The sequence below is a fragment of the Acidisoma sp. genome, assembly GCF_035492295.1.
Classification (GTDB): Bacteria; Pseudomonadota; Alphaproteobacteria; order Acetobacterales; family Acetobacteraceae; genus Acidisoma.
On sequence record NZ_DATJJK010000099.1, the window covers coordinates 1 to 20043 of the forward strand.

Below are 20043 nucleotides of genomic sequence, written 5' to 3' on the forward strand. Positions count from 1 at the left end.
GCGTCTGTCATCGCTGATGTCTCCGGGCGGGCGGCATAATCGCCGCCCAGCTGCCGTGGGCGATCTTGGAAGGAGCGCCCGCCCGCATCAAGCCATCCTCTCAGGGCTCGGAGAGCTGCAGCCGCGCAAGATCGGTGAGCAGATCCGGGCCCGTCGGCGCCCACCCGAGCACGGCGCGCGTGATCGCACTCGATGCCGGCATGTCGTGGGAGACGAACATGGCAAGCCAGCCGAAATGGCCGGGCGCTTCCTCCGCGGTGATGGAGCGGACGGGAAGGTTGAGGCGCTTGCCGAGCGTCTCGCAGATGTCCCGCGCCGAGACCCCTTCCTCGGCGACGGCGTGGTAGATCGCACCCGGCGCCGCCCGCTCGATCGCGAGCCGGTAGAGGCGTGCGACGTCCGAAATATGCGCGGCAGGCCAGCGGGTTGTGCCGCTGCCGACATAGGCGAAGACGCCCTTCTCACGTGCCACCGGGATCACATAGGAAACCAGGCCCTGCCTGACCGGGTCATGCACCTGCGGCAGGCGCATGATGGAGACATTGCCGCCCGTTTCAGCCACGGCGTTTGCCGCCTCTTCGGACGCCGCACGGGGGATCACCTCGGCGCTGATCGCCCCCTGCTCCTCCGTCGCCGGCTGGCCGGGCAGGGTCTTCGCCATGCCGGTGCCCGACGTCACGATGAGGGGTTTACCGGTGCCAGCAAGGGCCGCGCCAAGTGCGGCGATGACCCGGCGGTCATCCTCACAATTCGCGGCGAAAGTCGAAAAATCGTGGTTGAAGGCAAGATGGATGACGCCGTCCGCCTGCGCCGCGCCTTGGCCGATGCGGTCGAGGTCATCGACAGAGCCGGAAAATACCTCAGCCCCGGCGGCGGCCAAGGCTGCGGCCTTGGCGTCGGAACGGCAAAGACCAAGCACCTGGTGGCCCGCGCCGATCAACTCGGCCACAACGGCAGAGCCGATGAACCCGGTCGCGCCTGTTACAAAAACACGCATGAGAACTGTCTCCGATTTGGATGAAGCAATCTTCTGCCGGAGATCTATTCGGGTAAATCAGTGACATTATACCGGTATGGAGACTACCCGGCTGGCTACTTGGCTTAGCCCCCGGATCACCCTAACCTCCGAGGACAGGCAAGCGGCTCGGGCGATCCGAAGAAGAACAAAAGCCGGGCCGGGAGGACTTCGTAGCGCTCATCGTCCTGCGCTACCGCGCCACCATCGAGGGAACGGACACACCATGCGCAGCTTCTATAACGAACGGGAAGACATGGTCTCGGAGGCGATCGACGGCCTCATTGCCGCAAGTGGCGGCCGCCTTCTGCGCTTCGATCCCGCCTCCCGCGCGCGCGTGGTCCTCCGACGAGACTGGGACAAGTCCAAAGTCGCCGTCGTCTCAGGCGGCGGGTCGGGGCATGAACCCGCCCATGCCGGGCTCGTGGGCCGGGCGCTGCTGACGGCCGCGGTCTGCGGCGACGTCTTCGCCTCACCAAGCGTCGACGCCGTGCTCGCGGCCATCATCGCCGTCACCGGCCCAGCGGGATGTCTGCTCATCGTCAAGAACTATACCGGGGACCGGCTCAATTTCGGCCTCGCCGCGGAGAAAGCCAAAGGGCTCGGCCTGCAGGTCGAGATGGTCATCGTCGCAGACGATATCGCCATCCCGGACGCAGCTCAGCCGAGGGGCGTTGCCGGCACCGTCTTCGTTCACAAACTCGCAGGCCATCTGTCGGAACAGGGCGGCGGGCTTGAGGAGATCGCGGCCACCGTCCGTCAGGCGCTGCCCGGAATCGTCACGATCGGCGCGGCGCGGGACAGTTGCACTGTGCCGGGCGTGCCGAAGGCGGAGCGCATCGCGCCGGAGGAGGTGGAGATCGGCCTCGGCATTCATGGCGAACCGGGGATCGAGGTCGCGCGCTTCGCGACCTCTGCAGCGCTGGTCCAAAGTCTCGTGGCCAAGCTCGCGCGCAGGCTGAAGCCGCAGGCCCGCTACGCTTTACTCTTCAACAATCTCGGCGGCTTGCCCGGGATCGAATGCGGCGTGCTGCTGCACGATGTCATGCGCTCGAGCCTCGGCCCGCGCATCGCCTATGTCGCGGGGCCTGCGAACGTGATGACGGCACTCGACATGCCGGGCTTCTCCCTCTCCCTGGCCGAGCTCTCGCCGGTACTGGAGATGGCGCTGCTGGCAGAAACCGGCTGTCCTGCTTTGCCGCCCTTCCTTCCCATCGAAATCTCCGCCCCCGTGGCGGCACCGGCGATCGCACGCGCTCAGGCGCATACGCCATCCTCGAACCCAGCTGTGCGCCTCATCGTGGAAACGCTCGTCGAAAGCGCGATCGGGGCTGAGGCGGATATCAACGCGCTGGACGCACAGGTCGGCGACGGTGATACCGGCACGACCTTCGCGGCGGCCGCCCGTGCGGTGCGCCAGTCGATCGACCGCCTGCCCTTCGCCAATGGCGCATCCCTGCTCGCTGCGTTGGGGGACATCAAGCGCGATGCCATGGGTGGATCAAGCGGCGTGCTCTTTGCGATTTTCCTGGCGCGTGCCGCCGAGGCCTATCGCGATGCACCGGATTGGAGTGCGGCACTCGGCGCCGGCCTCGCGGCGGTGCAGACCTATGGTGGCGCGGAGCCCGGCGACCGCACTCTCGTGGACGCGCTGAAGCCTGCGCTCGATGCCCTTCAGGCCGGTGAAGGTCTCGCCACCGCAGCGGCCCGTGCGCGGGCTGGCGCAGATGCCACCGCGACGATGCTGCGCGCCAAGGCGGGGCGCTCGGCCTATCTCGATGCGCGCTCGCTCGATGGCGTCAAGGACCCTGGGGCAGAACTGGTCGCGCGCATGTTCGCGGCCCTGGCGCAGCATGTTCCGGACAAGGGCGCGAGGTCGTCCTAAGGCGGCGCTCTTTATTTCTCCGGGAACAGCCCACGACGAGCGCAGGGGCCAAGCCTCGCTCCGCCGCCGGGGGCTGCCTCAGAGCCGGGCGCCGCGCGGCTCAGCGTTGTCGAGGTAATAAGCCTTCTTCGCCTCGTACATCGCCCGGTCCGCGTGGCGGATGGCGAGTTCAAGCCGCATGCCGTCCCGCGCCGTGGCGTGGCCCATCGCCGCGGTCAGCGGCGTACCATAGAACTGATTGTTGATTGCAAGCAGTTCCTCAAGTTGCACGATCATCATTTCGGCGCCGCGCTCGTCCGTGTCGGGCAACAGGATCGCGAATTCATCGCCGCCGATGCGGCAGGCGAACTGCCCGCCAGAGGCGGCCTTGCCGAGTACTTCGCCCATGCGGCGGAGCAACGCGTCCCCTGCCTGGTGGCCGAGCGCGTCGTTGATCTCCTTCAGGCCGTTGAGGTCGATGATGACGACAGAAACCGGGTGGCGGCCGCGCCGGTCCAGCCGGTTGATCTCGTCGGCATAGAAGGAGCGGTTATAGAGCTTCGTCAGCTCGTCATGCTTGCCGAGGAATTCTAGATAGGCCTCGGCCTTTTTGCGGGCCGTGATGTCGGTCAGCGCCACCAAAACCCGCGTCCAGTCCTCCTCATGTCCCGGCATGGTCGAGAACTGGAGGTGCAGATACAGCTCTTCGCCGGTCAGCGTGTAGTTCACCACTTCCCGCTGCTGGTGCAGCTTGCCATCCCACAGCTCGACAAGCTGCTCTTTGAAATGATGGCGCATCCGGTCACGAAAAATCTCCCCCGTGCCTGCAAGCAGCGCCTCGCGGTCCCGCGCCCGGAAGAGCTTCAGCGTATAGTCGTTCACGTCCAGCACGCGAATCTCGTGCATGCAGCGGAGGATGAATTCCTCATGCACATCGAGGAAGGTGCGGAAATCGGTGATGCCGCGATCCCGCAATTCCTGCAGCAACCGGCGGATGGTGCTGAAATCCTCAACCCAGAGCGAGACCGGCGAGAACTCGAAGAGGCCGCGCGCATTGCGCTCGCTCTCCATCAGCCGGCGGCGGGCGGCCTCGCGCTCCGTCACATCCTGCACGACCACGAGCACGCGGCTCATATCGGCCTCATGCCCAGGCAAAACATTGCCCGTCACCTCGACATCGAGCCGCTTGCCCGACAGCGTATAGTTCACCGTCTGGCTGAAGAAGCGAGTTTTCCCTTCCCAAAGCTGGACCAGTTCCCGGGCGTGGGTCGCAAGCGATTCGGCGCGGAAGACGCGATCGAGATTGCCGGTGAGATCGTCGAGACCTTTGGCCTCGAAAAGCTCGAGGGTGCGCGGATTGACACGGAGAACGCGCAGGCTCGCGGCACAGGCGCGCACCCGCTCGGGGTCCTCCTCCAGATAGTCGGCGAGCGAGGACACGCCCGCGGCCCGGAGGTCGCGGAAAATGCGGTCGAGACCCGTATAGTCCTCGAGCCAGAGGGAGACCGGTGCGAGGTCGAACATTCCGGCAGCCAGCGCGGCCTCCCCGTCCGCTGCCTTCGTCTCATCGCGGTCCATCACGAAATCGCCCCGAGACAGGCGGAGGGCGCGGAGTCCAGTGAACCCGGCTTGGCCGGCAGCAGCGCGAAGTTCACGCAGCCGGGTCCCTGGACCTCGCCCACCAGCCGATCCCCCGCAATCGCCTGGCCGTCGAGCCCGACGGTCACGAAGCCCGGCGGCCGCAACCGCCACGCGCCCGGCGCCAAAGCGAGGTGGCCGGCCTGGTCTAAACGCCCGGCCATTTCGAAACAGCCGCGCGGAACCCCCGGATTCTGCTTGATCGCGAAAAATTCGAAGAGCCCCGCGGCCGTGCCGTCCGGCGCCACGGTCAGCGTGAGCATCGCCCCCGTCAGGCCCTGGGCGCATTGATAGACCCCCCTCCACACGCCACTATGCAGCGGTGCGGCCTCGGCCGGCTGCACGGCGACGCCGGAGATGGCCAGCGTCACGAGCAAACGACAGATCCCAGGCTTGAGCCGCATTCCTTCTCCTTCCACCCAGTTGGATCGCACAATGCACCAGCCGAGCCGGATGCCGCCTCAACGGGCCGCCGTCCCGTCCTGGATCGCATCCTCCACTGAATGGAAGACCGCGTCTGTCCCAAGGCTGGCGAGAAGACCAGTGCGTATCGCGACCGCCCGGGCCTTTTCCGATGAAAGCCGTGCCATGGCAACAGGAATGCCGCGATCACGCAACCGGCGAATGGCAGCGCCGAGGATGCGGGCGCCGGTATAGTCGATGCCCACCACACCGCTCGCCTCCAGAACGATGCGGCGCAGCGGCACGGTCTCCGCCGCGACCATCGCTTCCAGCTGGCGACAGATGGAGAGCGCATTGGTGAAATTGATCGGTGCACCGATGGCAAAAACCAGGATGCCTGGCAGGCGCTCCCCCTCCTCGCCCGGCTCGGGCGGCCACCAGACCGTCGTTCCCGGCACGCGGGCGAGGGCCACGCAGCGCGGACGGGCGATGCCGTAGATGCTCTGCGCAAGGGAGAGGCCGATGCTGCAGAGCATGCCGTATTCGATCGGCAGCAGGATGACGAGCACGGCGCTTGCGAGGACGAGTGCCATTTCCGGGCGGTTCTGGCGCCAGATTCGCGCCATTTCCTGCAGCCGGAACAGGCGCACCGCGATGGCGATAAGGATCCCCGCGAGCGCAGGTTGCGGCACGAGACGGAAGAGCGACCCGCCAACCAAAAGCAAGAGGAGCACGACACCGGCCGACACGAGCGAGGCGAGTTGCGACCGGCCACCCCCTTGGACGATGGCCGCGGTCCGCGGCGGGCTTGCATCCACCGCGAAGGCACCGGCGAGACCCGCGGCCACGCAGCCCAGGCCCACGCCCGCGAAATCTCCCTCGATCGGCGCCAGGGGATCGGAATCGCCGGGAAAGGCGCGCACTACCGTCGCGGTCTGCATCATGCAGACGAGGGCGACGATAACGGCGAGCGGCAGCAGGCGCATCAGATCCCCTGGCGCGACCGCGGAAAAGGCGGGAACAGACAGCACGAGGCCCGGCAGCGCCGCCATCATCGAGACGCCATGGTGCTCGAGATGGAAGAGACTGACCGAAAAACTGCCGAGCAGGATGGCAATCAGCGCGCCGGGCAGGTGCGGCGCGAAGCGCTCCGTCAGAATGGTTGCGAGAGCCGCGCCGAGCCCGATCGCCAGGGCATAGGGGTTCACGCCGCCGAGCGAGCCGATGACCGCTCCGACCTGCCCCAGCGGAGAACCGCCCGAGCCAGCCAAGCCAAGGAGCGGTGCCAACTCCCCCACCGCTATATGAACCGCGATACCGGCGAGGAAGCCGTTGGTCACCGGGATCGAGAGGAGATCTGCGATCCAGCCTGCCTTGAGGGCTGCGGCAAGCAGGAGAATTGCCCCCACCATGAGGGCCAGGATGGTGACGAGGATCTGATACTCGGCCGCACCGAAGGCGACGAAGGCGGCGAGCCCGCCGGCGAAGATGGGTGCAATGGTCGAATCGGCACCGACCGAGAGGAAACGGTTGCGGCCGAGCAGAATGAAGCCTGCGGTCGCGGCCACGAAGGCGATCAGCCCAGCCTCGGCCGGCATGCCGGCGAGGCGCGCAGTCGCCACCTGCTCGGGCACTGCGATCGCCGTCAGCAAAAGCCCGGCCGCCAGATCGTGCGGCAGCCAGGAAAGCCGCCAGTCGCGCAACGACGCGAAGAAGACCGCGCCCGCCAACGGCCGCCGCGGCGCCCGCCCTGTTCTCGCCCCAGACACCGTTTCGTGATTCCCCTGCCCAGGACCCTCGCTGAACCATGGGTCGTGATACAGGATGGTTCCGCGCCCGGAAACTCCGGGTTTGCGGAGGCCACCGGCCAAGGCCGACTTGATCCCGATCAATGCAGCGGCGGCCAGACCTGCCACGCTAGGAGAGCGCCCACTCTGCCTATTGATCAGACTTTAGGCCACGGAGATCGTTCAATGTCGCTCACCTCCATCCTCTTGGCTCTGCAACCCGGCCAGGACAATCGGCCCCTGCTTGACGCGGCGGCCGCGCTGGCGGCGCGATTCGGTGCCCATGTCGAGGGCATCATGCTCGCGCAGCCGCTGCGCATCTCGGCCAGCGAAGCCTATCTCGCGTCTGATCTCGCCGTCGAAGACCGCAGTCTACGTCTGGAACAGATGACAACGGCCGAGGCCGCATTCCGCGCAGCGTTGCAGGGTCACGCGCCCACCATCGCATGGCATGCCGAGGTCACCACGGCCGATGTCGCCACGGCGATCGGCGACCATGCCCGAGCGAGCGACCTCGTCATGACCGCGAGCGACAGCCCCCATGGCCTGAGCGATGCCCCGCCAGCCTTTCGGGTAGGCGATCTCATCATGCAGGCCGGACGGCCGGTGCTGCTCGTGCCTGCGACGGGGGCCTCCACCAATCTCAACCATGCGCTTGTTGCCTGGAAGGACGCCGCACCCGCGCGGCGGGCCCTGGCCGACAGCCTGCCCCTGTTGCGGAAATGCCGACAGGTGACCGTCACCGAAATCGTGCATGAGGCGCAGCTGCCGGAGGCACGCCGGCGCCTTCGCCTCATTGCCGGCTGGCTCGCCCGGCACGGCATCGAGGCCCGCCAGTACCCCGCCGCCTCGGTTGGCGACGATGGCGGTCGACTGCAACAGATTGCCACGGAGCAGAAGGCCAGCCTGCTGGTCGCCGGCGCCTATGCCCACAGCCGCATGCAGGAATGGATTTTCGGCGGCGTGACCCGCACCTTGCTGTCCCATGCCAAGCTGTGCACCATCCTGTCCCATTGACCGGGATGCGACCATGTATTTCCTGGCGCTCGCGACCGATTATGATGGCACCCTCGCCCATGATGGGGTGGTGACACCTGAGACCCGCGCGGCCTTGCAGCGGTTCAAGGCGAGTGGGCGCCATATCATCATGGTAACGGGCCGGCAGATGCCTGATCTCAAGGCAGCGTTCACGGACCTTTCGCTGTTCGATGTGATCGTCGCCGAGAACGGCGCCCTTCTCTACCATCCCGACACCGGCGCCGAGCATTTGCTGGTGCCGCCGCCGCCGGCGGGTCTCGTCGCCCGGCTGAAGGCACGTGGCGTGACGCCGATGTCCGTCGGGCGCGGCATTATCGCCACGTGGGAGCCGCACGAGGGGACCGTGCTTTCGGTCATCCATGAACTCGGGCTCGAGATGCAGATTGTTTTCAACAAGGGGGCGGTGATGGTTCTGCGGCCCGGCACTTCGAAAGCCACCGGGCTTGCCACGGCACTCGGCGGTCTCGGCATATCGCTCAAGAACACGGTGGGTGTCGGGGATGCCGAAAACGATCATTCCTTCCTTGCCGTCTGCGGCCTTTCGGCGGCGGTCGCCAATGCGCTGCCGCCCCTGAAGGAAAGTTGCGACATCACTCTGACCGGCCGCAACGGCGCGGGCGTGGCCGAGCTTGCCGAGCGGGTCATGGCGGAAGATGACGCCCTCGCCCCGCCCAGTCGCCACGGCATCATGATCGGCCGAGACCGTGACGGCACGCCCCGCCTCCTGGGCCCGGGCGACGGGCAGGTTCTGCTGGTCGGGCCGTCGGGATGCGGCAAGTCGACGCTCGCCACCGCCCTTACCGAGCAGATGGCCGATCAGGGGTTGAGCTTCTGCGTCCTGGATCCGGAGGGGGACTATGTCGAGTTGCAGCATGCCGTCTGCATAGGCAGCGCGGTCGCGCCGCCGAACGTAGCCGATGCAGGCAGGTTGGAGCGGAACATGGGTGTCAATCTCGTCATCAATACGCAGGCGCTGACCCTCGCCGAGCGGCGGCGCGTCTTCGCCCGGCTGTTGACTGACGTGACGAGGCTGCGGGAGGAAACCGGGCGCCCCCATTGGCTGGTGCTGGACGAAGCTCATGAAATCGCGCCCGCGCGGTGCGGCGGTCCGTCCACCGCCCTGCCCAGTGGCGCACCGAACGCGCTTTTCGTGACCATGTATCCGGAAATGCTGGATGTCGAAATTCTGAAATCGGTCCGCACCGTGCTCGCCTTCGGTCCGAGCCCCGCCCACTTCCTTGCAGCCTTCGCGGACATTACGCGCACCGCCTTGCCGCCCGCTCTGCCAGTGCCGGCCCATGGCGAGCTTCTGTTCTGGCAGCCGGCGAGCGGCAGACCGCCGACGCTGGTCCATCCCCTGCCGCCGCGCCAGCACCATCGCCGCCACATCGGCAAATATGCGACCGGCGACGTCGGCCCCTGGCATAGTTTCTATTTCCGCGGCAGGGACAACTGCATCAACCGGCCCGCACGCAACCTTTACGACTTCATAGACATTTCCAACGATATTGATGACGCCACCTGGCTGTATCATCTGCGGGCCGGCGACTATGCCGCCTGGTTCCGCCACGTCATCAGGGATGAGGAACTGGCGCTCGAAGCCGACAGCATTGCCGAGGACATGGAACTCAGCGCGCGCGACAGCCGGCGCAGAGTCAAGCGGGCAATCTGGCAGCGCTACGCAGCCCCCTGCGAGACCGTGACGCGCGCCGCCATCGTTTGATCGGGCGCCTTCAGCTCATCTCGCCCCGCGCCAGCGCCCGCACCACGTCGGCCCGACTGACGATACCGACCAGGGCACCGTCACGCAGGATCGGCAGACGCTTGACCTCCTTTTCCGTGATAAGGTCTGCGAGCTCGTTCAAGCTCGCACCCTCCGTGGCCGTCACGACAGGCGTCGTCATGAGGTCCCGGGCGCGGCGGCCGTCAAGTCTCAGATAATCCTGGAATTCAGGTGCCAAATCCTGGCCCTCGGCCAGAAGTTCCAGCCACCAGGCACGTTTGAGCATTTTGCTTTTGGTGAAGGGGCGAAGAAGGTCGCCTTCGCTCACCATACCGACCACATGCCCTGCGTCATCGCAAACCGGAACCGCGCTGATCCCGTGCTCGGCGAGTCGCTTGGCGACGACCCGAACCGTATCCTCGGGCTTTGCCGTCACGACCGCCCTGGTCATGATATCCGCTGCTTTTATCGACATTCCTGCCTCCGCTGCATGGCTTGAGGGCAGGCTAGAAGGCGCGCAAACATTCAGCATTGATCTGCCGCAAGCGGGTTATTGCCGCGGAGGGGCCCCCGATGCCATGGCGGCCTCGGCCAGTTGCTGCGCGGCGCGGGCCAGGTGAGCCATGGACTGTGCGGCGTCCAGCCGCTGCCAACGGAGATGGCCTGTGCCGGCGGACAGCTGTGCTGCCAGCACATCCGCCGTCGCGTCCGACGCATCGCCGCGCCGTGCCGCAATGCGCAGCCGAAGCAATTCGGGCGGCGCATCGAGCCAGAGACCGAGGAAGGGCAGGCCAAGGCTCGCGGCCAGGTCCTCCGCTTCCATCCGCTCCCGCTCGTGCCGATGGGTCGCGTCGAGAATGACGCAATATCCGGCGCGCAAAGCCGCGCGAGCGCGCGCCTCCATCAGCGCACGCAGTCGCGCGGTCACCTCCGGCCTGTAGGAGACCGCCTCGAGAGGGGTCGTTTCATCAACGTCAAGCATCGCTTTCCGAAGAACGTCGCTCCGCAGATGCACGGCACCGGGTGCGGAGCCGAGATATGGCGCCAGGGTGCGGGCAAGCGATGTCTTGCCTGAACCCGAGAAGCCGCCGACCGCAACGAGCATGGCGGGCCTGGGCGCCAGAAAGCCGAGCGCCGCGGCGAGATAGCGCCGTGCATCCTCCTGCTTCGCGTCCGCCGCCGCCGACAGGCGGCTCTGGGCCACCAGAACCTTGGCGCGTATCGCGGCGCGCAGAGCGAGAAAGAAGGGCAGCGCGCTCAGCCCCTCCATCTGCGCAAGTGGCGCCTCGCTGCGCGCAAGGTAGCGGCAAAAGAGAAAACTGGCTTCCGCGCGTAGCCCACGCTCCCACAGATCCATGAGCAGAAAGGCAAGATCGTAAAGGATGTCACAGGTCGCGATGGCGTCGTCGAATTCGATCGCATCGAAGAGCACGGGCGCCGCGTCGATCAGCGCGATATTGCCGAGATGCAGATCACCATGGCAGCGACGGAGAAATCCCTGGGCCGCGCGTTGCAGCAGAAGCGGCGCCCCCGTGTCGAAAGCGATGCCTGCGGCCTCGGCGAAACCTTCGACATGATCGCGGTCCAGAAGCCCGATCCCGGCCCGCAGTTCCGCGACCGTATCGGTGAGGATGGCGCGGAGATGCGCGGCGTGGCCAGGATTCTCCACAATCGGCGCGCGCGTGTGGGCGGAGAGCACGGCATCCGCCAGCGACTGGATCAGCCCCTCGCCAAGCCGCCCTTCGCCAGCCAGCCGGTCGAGCGTTGCGTTTTCATCGAAGCGGCGGAGATGAACCGCCCATTCGACGACGCTCCCTTCGCCACCGAGACGCAGCGCACCGTCCTGCTCGGTGATGGGAATGACGCCGAGGTAGAGGTCAGGCGCATTGCGATGGTTGACCGCGAGCTCCGCCAGACAGGCCTGGTGGCGCTTCTCCAGGGTCGAGAAATCGAGAAAGGGGTATTGGACGGCGCGCTTGACCTTATAGACCGCGGGTCCGGCCAGGAAGACAGCCGCGCAATGGGTATCGATGCGCCGGACCATGTCCGCCATCCCATGCGTATGAGGATCCGCGAGCAGGGCGAAGACCCTCTCCTGCACTTCGGCCTGGCCGGTCTCACCCGTCGCCGCCATCTTTGTCTCCCGCCCCTGCACCTTGGCCGCCGCCATCCTAAGCGCCGGCCTGCAGAAGGGTCTTGATCGGAATCAAGCGGCGCGCCCGGGATCAGGCCCGCAAGCGGCGCCCCAGCGCGACGCCACCAACGGCAAGTGCCGCCAGGGTGCCGACCCAGAAGGCGGCCTTGTGCCGGTCCGTGAACATTTCCACGCTGAGATTCCGGGATTGCTTGTCGAAATCTCCGTGGGCCGAGAAATCGCCTGCAACGGGCTCGAAAAGATTGCCCTCGCTATTGCCCGAGGAGGGCTCGTCTCGCAGCTGGCCCTTATAGGCGGTGCGGGCGAGATACCAGTCGAGCAGGCCGGGCGCCACACGGTTGCCGAGGATTGCCTTGATCGTCGACGTGCCGACCCAGACCTCCCGCCGCCGGTGGGTCGCTGCGAAATAGATGGCGCGGGCGGGGACTTCCGGCTGGTAGATCGGTGCCACCGGCCGCGCCTTGCGGCCCATTTTATTCGCCGCCCAATCGAATTGCGGCGTGTTGACCGCGGGCAAGTCTACCATCGTCAGATGAATGTCGAGCTTGTCGTGGATGATCTCCGACCGCAGGGAATCCACGAAGCCGCGGATCGCTGCCTTGGCGCCGCAATAAACCGCCTGCAACGGAACGGAACGATAGGCGAGCGCCGAGCCGACGTTGACGATCGTGCCGCGATTGCGCCAGCGCATGCGGGAAAGCGCCGCCATCATGCCATGCACCTGCCCGAGATAGGTGACTTTCGTGCCGCGCTCGATCTCCGCCGCGTCGAGCCGGGACACGGGCGCGAAGACGGTTGCCATGGCGACATTCACCCAGACGTCGATCGGTCCGAGTTCGGCCTCTACACGGTCCGCGGCGCGCTCCACCGCGGCGGCGTCTGCCACATCGCAGCGCAACGGCAAAGCGCGGATGCCGTAGGTCCGGCTGAGTTCCGAAGCCGTGTTCTCCAGCCGCTCCTCACCCCGAGCGATGAGCCCCAAATCGTATCCGTGACGGGCGAATTCTTCCGCCGTCGCCCGACCCACCCCGGCACTTGCGCCCGTAACGACTGCGATTTTTGCCATTTCGTTCCTCGCTTGAATGAATGCCCTTGGTCGTCCGAAGGCCGCTGCTCGTCCGAAGGCCGAGGCGCTGCCGCGACGGCATCCGGTGGTACGGGCATCGGCCCCGGGCCCGCCCGCTTGCACGGCACATGGCGATCGGCCGTGGCGGGACCATTCACAAGGGCGCGACAGGGCGGTTTCACGATACTGGGCACGATGATTGACGTTGCACGACGTCATCACGCTATAAACGTTGAAACAGAGAGGTTGTGCGATGATGGCCGTGGGCCATGCGGCTCTTTCGCCCGCCTATATTCTGTCCGGCCTGCTGGTTGGCATATTGGTCGGATTGACGGGCGTCGGCGGCGGATCGCTGATGACCCCGCTCCTGGTTCTCGTCTTCGGCTTCCACCCCTCCACCGCCGTCGGCACCGACCTGCTCTTCGCCGCCGCAACCAAGACGGTTGGCACCTCCGTCCACAATGCCGGCAAGTCGGTGGACTGGCGGATCGTCGGGCTTCTCGCCTCAGGGTCGATCCCCGCCACCATCCTCACCCTCGTCGTGATGGCCCATTTCGGCACGACGAGCCATGCGGTCACCGCCACGATCTCTCTCGTGCTCGGCGTGGCACTGCTGCTCAGCGCCGCATCGCTGCTGCTGAAGGACCGCGTGCTGCAACTGGCGCTCGATCGCAATCCCGATTTCGGGCGGGATACCTCGCTCTGGCTGACCATTCTCGTCGGCTTCGTGGTGGGCGTGGTGGTCTCGATTTCCTCGGTCGGCGCAGGTGCGCTCGGCACCATCGCGCTCTTTTTCCTCTATCCCCGCCTACCCGTGGTGCGCATCGTGGGGTCCGATATCGCCCATGCTGTGCCGCTGACCCTCGTCGCCGGCATCGGCCATTGGTATTTGGGGGCGGTGAACCTGCCGCTGCTCGGATCGCTGCTGATCGGCTCGATCCCCGGCATCATCCTGGGCAGCCTCGGTGCCCGCCGCGCGCCGGAAACCGTGCTCAAATTCGCCCTCGCCGCGGTTCTGCTGCTCGTCGGCATCAAGATGCTGACGGCCTGAGGCCCGGGGCCGTCAGGCAGCGGCGATGACGTCCACCCCGCCCATATAGGGCCGCAGCGCTTCCGGCACGCGGATCGTGCCATCCGGCTGCTGGCAGTTTTCCATCACCGCAATGAGGGTGCGGCCGACCGCCAGGCCGGAGCCGTTCAGCGTATGGGCGAAACCCGCGCTCTTGCCGTCCGCGCCGCGGGTGCGGGCATTCATGCGCCTGGCCTGGAAGTCCCGCATGTTGGAGCAGGAGCTGATCTCCCGCCACGCCTCCTGGCCGGGCAGCCAGACTTCGAGGTCGAAGGTTTTTGTCGCGCCGAATCCGGTGTCACCGGCGCAAAGCAGCATGCGGCGATAAGGGAGGCCGAGCCGCTCCAGCACCGTCTCGGCCGCGCGGGTCATGCGCTCGTGCTCCTCCGCGCTCTGCTCCGGCGTGGTGATGGAGACCATTTCCACCTTGCGGAACTGGTGCTGGCGCAGCATGCCGCGCGTATCGCGCCCGGCGGACCCCGCCTCGCTGCGGAAACAGTCCGTCAGCGCCGTCATGCGCCAGGGCAACCGCGCCTCAGGTGTAATCTCGCCGGCCGCCATATTGGTGAGCGGCACCTCGGCCGTCGGGATCAACCAGCGCCCGTCGGTGGTGCGAAACAGATCTTCGGCGAATTTCGGCAATTGAGACGTGCCGTAGACCGCGGCATCGTTCACCAGCGTCGGCACGATCATTTCCTCATAGCCATGCTCGGCCGTATGCAGGTCGATCATGAACTGGCCGAGGGCGCGTTCCATCCGCGCGAGCGCGCCGCGCAGCACCGTGAAGCGGGCACCGGCGAGCTTCGCTGCCGCCGCAAAATCCATCATCCCAAGCGCTTCGCCGAGCTCGAAATGCTGGCGCGGCGCAAAATCGAAGCGCGGCACCTCACCCCAAACCTTGAGCTGAAGGTTGGCGGTCTCGTCCGCGCCCTCGGGCACGTCATCCGCCAGGAGATTGGGGAGGGATTCCAGCGCCGCCTTGATATCGGCATCGGCCTGATCGGCCTGGCCCTGCAGCAGTTCCATTTCGCTGCGCAGCGTCACCGCCGTGAGCTCCAGGCTCGCGGTATCGACGCCTTCGCGCTTGGCACGGCCGATATCGCGGGACAGCTCGTTCCGCTTCGCCTGCTTCTCCTGCAACAAGGAGAGTGTTGCGCGCCGGCTCGCGTCGAGCGCCAGGATCATCTCGCTCTGGGGGCTGAGCCCGCGCCGGGCCATGCCAGCGTCAAAGGCTTGCGGTTCGGCGCGGATGGCGCGGATGTCATGCATGGTTCAGGCTCTCGGTCTCGCAGGCTTTGCGCAGGGTCCCGCGCTCATTCCTCGTCCAGCTTCGGCTCGACCAGCCGGACGCAGAGGATGGAAATCTCGTAGAGCATGATCAGCGGCACGGCGAGGCCGGTCTGCGTCAGTACGTCGGGCGGCGTTAGCACCGCGGCGATGACGAAACAGCCGACATAGGCGTAGCGGCGATAGCGCTTGAGGGTTTTCGCCCGCAACAGGCCGACCTTGCCCATGAGCGTCAGGGCGACTGGCAGCTCGAAGGCGACGCCGAAGGCGAAGACGAGCTTCATGACGAGGCCGAGATAGTCGGATACCCGCGCCATCAGCTCGATTTGCATGCCGTCCGCCGCCGGGTGGCTGGTGGGCGTCTGGAAGCTCAGGAAAAAGCCGAAGGCGATGGGAAAGATGAAGTAATAGGCGAGCGCCGCGCCTGCCAGAAAGAGCACAGGCGTCGCCAGGATGAAGGGCAGCAACGCCCGCTTCTCGCTGCGATAGAGGCCGGGCGCGATGAAAAGCCAAATCTGGGAGGAGATGATCGGAAAGGCGATGAAGAGCGCCGCGTAAACCGACACCTTAATGTAGGTGAAGAAAGCTTCGTAAAGCTGCGTGTAGATCAGGCGCGGCACTTCGCCGCGGCTCTTCAGCACCTCCACCAGCGGATGGGCGATGAAGGAGTAGATCTGGAACGAGAAATGATAGCAGGCCAGGAACGCGACAAGGAAACCCGCCCCCGACCACAGCAGGCGCCGGCGGAGTTCCGCCAGATGCTCCAGCAGGGGCATCGGCTTGTCTTCGATTACGTCGTTCTCGTCGCGCGCCACGTCAGGCTGCCTCGGTATCTCTCAGTCGGTTGGTGCCGTTAGCGGCGGATGCCGGGTGGGATGAAGGCAGGACGGCCCCCCGTCAAGCTGAGCGTCGGAGGCACGAAGGATGGACGGGTCGGGCCCTCAGTCAAGGCAGGCTCCAGATCCTCCGGTCGGTCGATCCGGTATTCGGGGAATTCACCGACGGCGACGGTCTCGATCGCGGTCGGGTCCGCCGATACCGAACTGGCGCCACTGTTGGCGCCCGCCATCGGGTCTTCGAAGGCAGAGCGGATCGTGTTGTCCGGGTCGATCATGCGCCCGAGCTGCTTGCGCACGTCCAAGCCCCCGCGCAGCTCGTTGATGCTGTCGCGCACCTCGTGAAGATTGGCCTCGCGAACGATATCGTCCATCTGGCCCTGGAATTCGCCCGCCATCTTGCGGGCCTTCTTGAGCATGGTCGTAATGGAGCGGATCGCCACCGGCATGTCTTTTGGGCCGATGAAGATCAGCGCAGCCGCCGCGATCACGGCGATATGGGCCCAGGACAGGAAATCGAACATGGCTGGCGCTTGCTCCTCCCGGGAGCGTTAGCAGGGATTGGCGGGCAGGGAAACTCTCGCTCAAGACGCCATGGGTGGCGGGGGATCGGGTTCGGTCTCAGGCGCGGAATCGTCACCATCCGCCTGCCCCTCCGAAATGACACCGGTCGCGCCCTCGGTCTGTCTTGAGACCTCCTCCGTCTCAACCGCCGCCGCCTCCTCCGGCTCAGGCGGCAGCGTCATGGCGTCGGGCGGCAGGTCGCCCATCGCAGAGTTGTCGTTGATGAGATCTTCCCGGCGCGGCAGGTCGGAGAGTGATTTCAGTCCGAATTTGGCAAGGAAATTCGGCGTCGTGGCCCACAGCGTCGGCCGTCCTGGGCTGTCCTTGCGGCCACACGGGGCAATCAGCTCGCCCTCCAGCAGCGCGTCCAGCGTGTTCTGGGACAGCGCGGTGCCGCGCACCTCCTCGATCTCGCCTCTCGTCACGGGCTGGCGATAGGCAATGATGGCGAGCGTTTCCATGGCGACACGCGGCAAGCGGCGCGGCACCTCGATAACGCGGGTAAGGCGGGGGGCGAGGTCGGGCGCCGTGCGGAACTGCAGCCCGCCCCCGACCTCGGCCAGTTCCACGCCACGGCCGGCGTAACGCGCGCGCAACGCCTCGACGACCGCCTCCACTGATTCTTCCTCGGGCAGGAGCGGCTTCAGCACCCGCAGCGCGACCGGCGCCGCCGATGCGAAGATCAGGGCTTCGGCAAGCCGGAGGGATTCGTCGGATACACTCATGGTCTTCCGTCTATGGATTGCGGGTATCCGGCCGCAGGGCGGCCCTCGAACCCGGCTAGCTAGCCGATGGAGCGCCCCCAGCGCCAGCCTGGGCGATGCAGAAATGCGATACACAAACGGAAGTTGCCGCTTCTCCCTCTTGTGGTGGCCGAACCGCGCGGGTAAGCCCCCGGCGTTGCTGCGCGCGTGGAAGGTTGAACCTTTATGTTTTCTCGCATTCTCGGAATGATGTCCGCCGACATGGCGATCGACCTCGGCACGGCGAATACCCTCGTCTACGTCAAGGGCCGCGGGATCGTGCTGAACGAGCCCTCCGTCGTCGCCATCGCCGATGTGCGCGGCAAGAAGCAGGTGCTGGCGGTGGGTGAAGAGGCCAAGAGCATGCTGGGCCGGACACCGGGTAATATCTCCGCCATCCGCCCCATGCGCGATGGTGTCATCGCCGATTTCGAGATCGCCGAGGAGATGATCAAGCACTTCATCCGCAAGGTGCATCACCGCCGCGGCTTCGCGAGCCCGCTGATCATCGTCTGCGTGCCCTCCGGCTCCACCGCGGTTGAGCGCCGGGCGATCCAGGAGAGTGCCGAGAGCGCCGGCGCGCGCAAGGTGCTGCTGATCGAGGAGCCGATGGCGGCTGCGATCGGCGCGGGCCTCCCCGTCACTGAGCCCTCGGGCAGCATGATCGTCGATATCGGCGGTGGCACGACGGAAGTTGCCGTGATCTCGCTCGGCGGCATCGTCTATGCGCGCAGCGTGCGCACCGGCGGCGACAAGATGGACGAGGCTGTCATCAGCTATATCCGCCGCCACCATAACCTTCTGATCGGTGAGAGCACGGCCGAACGCATCAAGATGGATATCGGTGCGGCCATGACCGAGGCCCCGGGCATCGACGGTCCCTGGCGCGAGGTGAAGGGCCGCGACCTCATGCACGGCGTCCCGCGCGAGGTCATGGTCAGCCAGCGCCAGATCGCGGAAAGCCTGGCCGAGCCCGTCAGCGCCATCGTGGAAGCCGTCAAGGTCGCGCTCGAGAACACGCCTCCTGAACTCGCCGCGGATATCGTGGACAAGGGCATCGTGCTCACCGGCGGCGGCGCGCTGCTGCACCGGCTGGACCAGGTGCTGCGGGACGAGACCGGCCTGCCGGTCGTGGTGGCGGAGGAGCCGCTGCAATGCGTGGCGCTGGGCACGGGCCGCGCGCTCGAAGAAATGAAGCGCCTGCAGAATGTGCTGACCTCGATGTATTGAGAAACCGGCGCAGATGAGATCAAGGTAGGGCGGCCGCGATCGGGTACGCGCACGCATGCGTGTTAAGATTCGATTATCGCAGCAGCCCCCTGTATAGGGCCCCATCTTCGCTGAGGCTCATATCGGAGATCCGGACACGGTGATTAGGCTCTCCATACCCGTCCGACAGGCCCTGGAAAAACTCTCGCTTCCGGTGCTGATCGCGGCGGCCTTTGGTCTCATGCTGATCGGCAAGGCGGACGCGGTGCTGGCGGTCGAGGTGCGGGTTGCGCTGGCGGACATGCTTTCGCCGATCTATTCGGCCATGGCCCAGCCGCTGGCCCAGGTGCGCAGCGTCGGCGCCGATATGGTCCAGATCTGGGACATCCGGGCGGAAAATGCCCGGCTCCGGGCCGAGAACGAGAAGCTCCGCCGCTGGCAGACTGCCGCCCTCGCCCTCGAGGCGCAGAACGAGGAATTCAAGGCGGAACTCAACTGGATGCCGCCGGCCGCTCCCGCTTTCACGACAGCGCCGGTGGTGGCTGATTCGGGTGGCATCTATGCCCGCTCCGTGCTGCTCGCCGTGACCCCGCCCCATCAGGTGGTGAAGGGCGAGATCGCGATGGACGAGCGCGGCGTGGTCGGCCGTGTCACGGAAGTGGGCGACCGTAGCGCGCGGGTGCTGCTCATCACCGACATCAACAGCCGCATCCCGGTGATCCTGGAAAGCAGCGGCGGCCATGCCATCATGGAGGGCACGAACGAGGCCCTGCCCGTGTTGCGCTACTGGCCGGAGGGCCAGGCGCCAGTCGATGGCGAGCGCGTGATGACCAGCGCCTCCATCGGCGCCTTCCCGGCCGGACTGCCGCTTGGCACCGTGCACTACAACGCCGATCATGTGCCCCAGGTCTATCCGGTGGCCGACCTGAACCATCTCTCGATGGTTCGGCTGTTCAATTATGACGACACGGGAGTGGATGCGCCGGAGGCGCCACCCGGACGCAAGCTGATGCAGAGACCACCTCCATCGACGCTGAATCCGCGGGCCCGCTAAACCGTGGAGAAAACGCCAGGCATTCGGCCGCGGCGCGGCTGGGGCCAGCGTCTGGACAGGGCCGCGCGCAGCGGCTTCCCCATCGGCACCACGGTCATCGGCATGGTCCTGCTCTCGGCTCGTTTCGGCATTCCCGGCCAAGCGGAGCTGCTGCCCGGCTTCACCTTGGCCGCCGTCTTCTTCTGGACGCTGTTCCGCCCGGCCTCGGTCGCCCCGCCCCTCGTCTTCCTCATCGGCCTGCTCGCCGACCTGCTGGGCGAGATGCCGCTCGGTAGCAACGTCCTCGTCCTTCTTCTGACCCAGCTGCTCGTGGTGCGGACACGCCGCTACCTGCCGCTCAAGGGCTTCCTCTTTGTCTGGCTGGTCTTCATCGCGGTAGCGGCCGTCGCGGCCCTGCTGCAATGGGGGCTGGCCTGCGGCATGGAATGGACCCTGTATCCGCCGATCGCCGCAATCACCCAGTTCCTGCTCGCCGCCGGACTTTATCCATTGCTCGCCATGATCTTCAGCCGGGCGCACCGGACCATTGCAGCACCGGAGCGGGTGTGATGCGCCTTAACAAAGAAACACGTGCGATGCCGCCCAAGGCTGGT

General features: G+C 66.3%; 18 protein-coding genes. 7 read left to right on the forward strand and 11 right to left on the reverse strand.

Annotated elements, in window-relative coordinates:
- Positions 1-100 precede the first annotated feature (100 nt).
- The gene (locus tag VL752_RS06845; protein ID WP_325353477.1) at positions 101-997 is read right to left on the reverse strand and encodes an SDR family oxidoreductase; all 897 of its coding nucleotides are present in this window, start codon (positions 995-997) and stop codon (positions 101-103) included.
- A gap of 244 nt (positions 998-1241) precedes the next feature.
- On the opposite strand from VL752_RS06845, the gene VL752_RS06850 reads away from it, so the two are divergent.
- The gene (locus VL752_RS06850; RefSeq protein ID WP_325353479.1) at positions 1242-2900 is read left to right on the forward strand and encodes a dihydroxyacetone kinase subunit DhaK; all 1659 of its coding nucleotides are present in this window, start codon (positions 1242-1244) and stop codon (positions 2898-2900) included.
- A gap of 78 nt (positions 2901-2978) precedes the next feature.
- On the opposite strand, the gene VL752_RS06855 is transcribed toward VL752_RS06850, so the two are convergent.
- The 3 genes from VL752_RS06855 to VL752_RS06865 are packed head-to-tail and all read right to left on the reverse strand — an operon-like array spanning position 2979 to position 6649.
- Positions 2979-4457: a diguanylate cyclase domain-containing protein gene (locus VL752_RS06855; RefSeq protein WP_325353631.1), complete on the reverse strand. Its 1479-nt coding sequence runs from the start codon at positions 4455-4457 to the stop codon at positions 2979-2981.
- Positions 4457-4921 (reverse strand): hypothetical protein, encoded by a 465-nt coding sequence (locus VL752_RS06860; RefSeq protein WP_325353481.1) that lies wholly within the window; start codon positions 4919-4921, stop codon positions 4457-4459. Before VL752_RS06860 ends, VL752_RS06855 begins: the two co-directional genes overlap by 1 nt.
- A 57-nt stretch (positions 4922-4978) precedes the next feature.
- Positions 4979-6649, reverse strand: coding sequence for a SulP family inorganic anion transporter (locus VL752_RS06865; protein ID WP_325353483.1), 1671 nt, complete (start codon positions 6647-6649; stop codon positions 4979-4981).
- Between the two features lie 243 nt (positions 6650-6892).
- On the opposite strand from VL752_RS06865, the gene VL752_RS06870 reads away from it, so the two are divergent.
- On the forward strand, positions 6893-7723 hold the full coding sequence (locus tag VL752_RS06870; protein WP_325353485.1) for a universal stress protein: 831 nt from the start codon (positions 6893-6895) through the stop codon (positions 7721-7723).
- 13 nt (positions 7724-7736) lie between these two features.
- On the forward strand, positions 7737-9467 hold the full coding sequence (locus VL752_RS06875; protein ID WP_325353487.1) for an HAD hydrolase family protein: 1731 nt from the start codon (positions 7737-7739) through the stop codon (positions 9465-9467).
- Positions 9468-9477: 10 nt separating this feature from the next.
- Here the strand turns inward: VL752_RS06875 and VL752_RS06880 are convergent, their stop codons facing one another.
- From VL752_RS06880 to VL752_RS06890, 3 genes are all read right to left on the reverse strand, one after another.
- Positions 9478-9942: a CBS domain-containing protein gene (locus VL752_RS06880; RefSeq protein WP_325353489.1), complete on the reverse strand. Its 465-nt coding sequence runs from the start codon at positions 9940-9942 to the stop codon at positions 9478-9480.
- A 75-nt stretch (positions 9943-10017) separates the two neighbouring features.
- Positions 10018-11601: an AAA family ATPase gene (locus VL752_RS06885; RefSeq protein ID WP_325353491.1), complete on the reverse strand. Its 1584-nt coding sequence runs from the start codon at positions 11599-11601 to the stop codon at positions 10018-10020.
- Positions 11602-11692: 91 nt separating this feature from the next.
- Complete coding sequence (locus VL752_RS06890) at positions 11693-12688, reverse strand: SDR family oxidoreductase (RefSeq protein WP_325353493.1); 996 nt, start codon at positions 12686-12688, stop codon at positions 11693-11695.
- 253 nt (positions 12689-12941) lie between these two features.
- On the opposite strand from VL752_RS06890, the gene VL752_RS06895 reads away from it, so the two are divergent.
- A complete protein-coding gene (locus VL752_RS06895; protein ID WP_408863069.1) occupies positions 12942-13739 on the forward strand; it encodes a sulfite exporter TauE/SafE family protein in 798 nt (265 codons plus the stop codon).
- A gap of 12 nt (positions 13740-13751) precedes the next feature.
- On the opposite strand, the gene serS is transcribed toward VL752_RS06895, so the two are convergent.
- The 4 genes from serS to scpB form a co-directional block, all read right to left on the reverse strand.
- A complete protein-coding gene (gene serS, locus VL752_RS06900; protein WP_325353495.1) occupies positions 13752-15026 on the reverse strand; it encodes a serine--tRNA ligase in 1275 nt (424 codons plus the stop codon).
- Positions 15027-15070: 44 nt separating this feature from the next.
- Positions 15071-15820 carry a twin-arginine translocase subunit TatC gene (tatC, locus tag VL752_RS06905; RefSeq protein ID WP_325353635.1) on the reverse strand — a complete coding sequence of 250 codons (750 nt, stop codon included), beginning with the start codon at positions 15818-15820 and terminating at the stop codon, positions 15071-15073.
- A 77-nt stretch (positions 15821-15897) separates the two neighbouring features.
- Entirely contained in the window at positions 15898-16404 is a 507-nt protein-coding gene (locus VL752_RS06910) for a twin-arginine translocase subunit TatB (RefSeq protein ID WP_325353497.1), read from the reverse strand.
- Positions 16405-16464: 60 nt separating this feature from the next.
- Complete coding sequence (gene scpB, locus VL752_RS06915; RefSeq protein ID WP_325353499.1) at positions 16465-17169, reverse strand: SMC-Scp complex subunit ScpB; 705 nt, start codon at positions 17167-17169, stop codon at positions 16465-16467.
- Positions 17170-17373: 204 nt separating this feature from the next.
- On the opposite strand from scpB, the gene VL752_RS06920 reads away from it, so the two are divergent.
- The 3 genes from VL752_RS06920 (at position 17374) to VL752_RS06930 (ending at position 19999) form a co-directional block, all read left to right on the forward strand.
- Positions 17374-18417 carry a rod shape-determining protein gene (locus VL752_RS06920; protein WP_325353501.1) on the forward strand — a complete coding sequence of 348 codons (1044 nt, stop codon included), beginning with the start codon at positions 17374-17376 and terminating at the stop codon, positions 18415-18417.
- 139 nt (positions 18418-18556) lie between these two features.
- On the forward strand, positions 18557-19450 hold the full coding sequence (mreC, locus tag VL752_RS06925) for a rod shape-determining protein MreC (RefSeq protein WP_325353503.1): 894 nt from the start codon (positions 18557-18559) through the stop codon (positions 19448-19450).
- Positions 19451-19453: 3 nt separating this feature from the next.
- Positions 19454-19999: a hypothetical protein gene (locus VL752_RS06930; RefSeq protein ID WP_325353505.1), complete on the forward strand. Its 546-nt coding sequence runs from the start codon at positions 19454-19456 to the stop codon at positions 19997-19999.
- Positions 20000-20043: the final 44 nt, after the last annotated feature.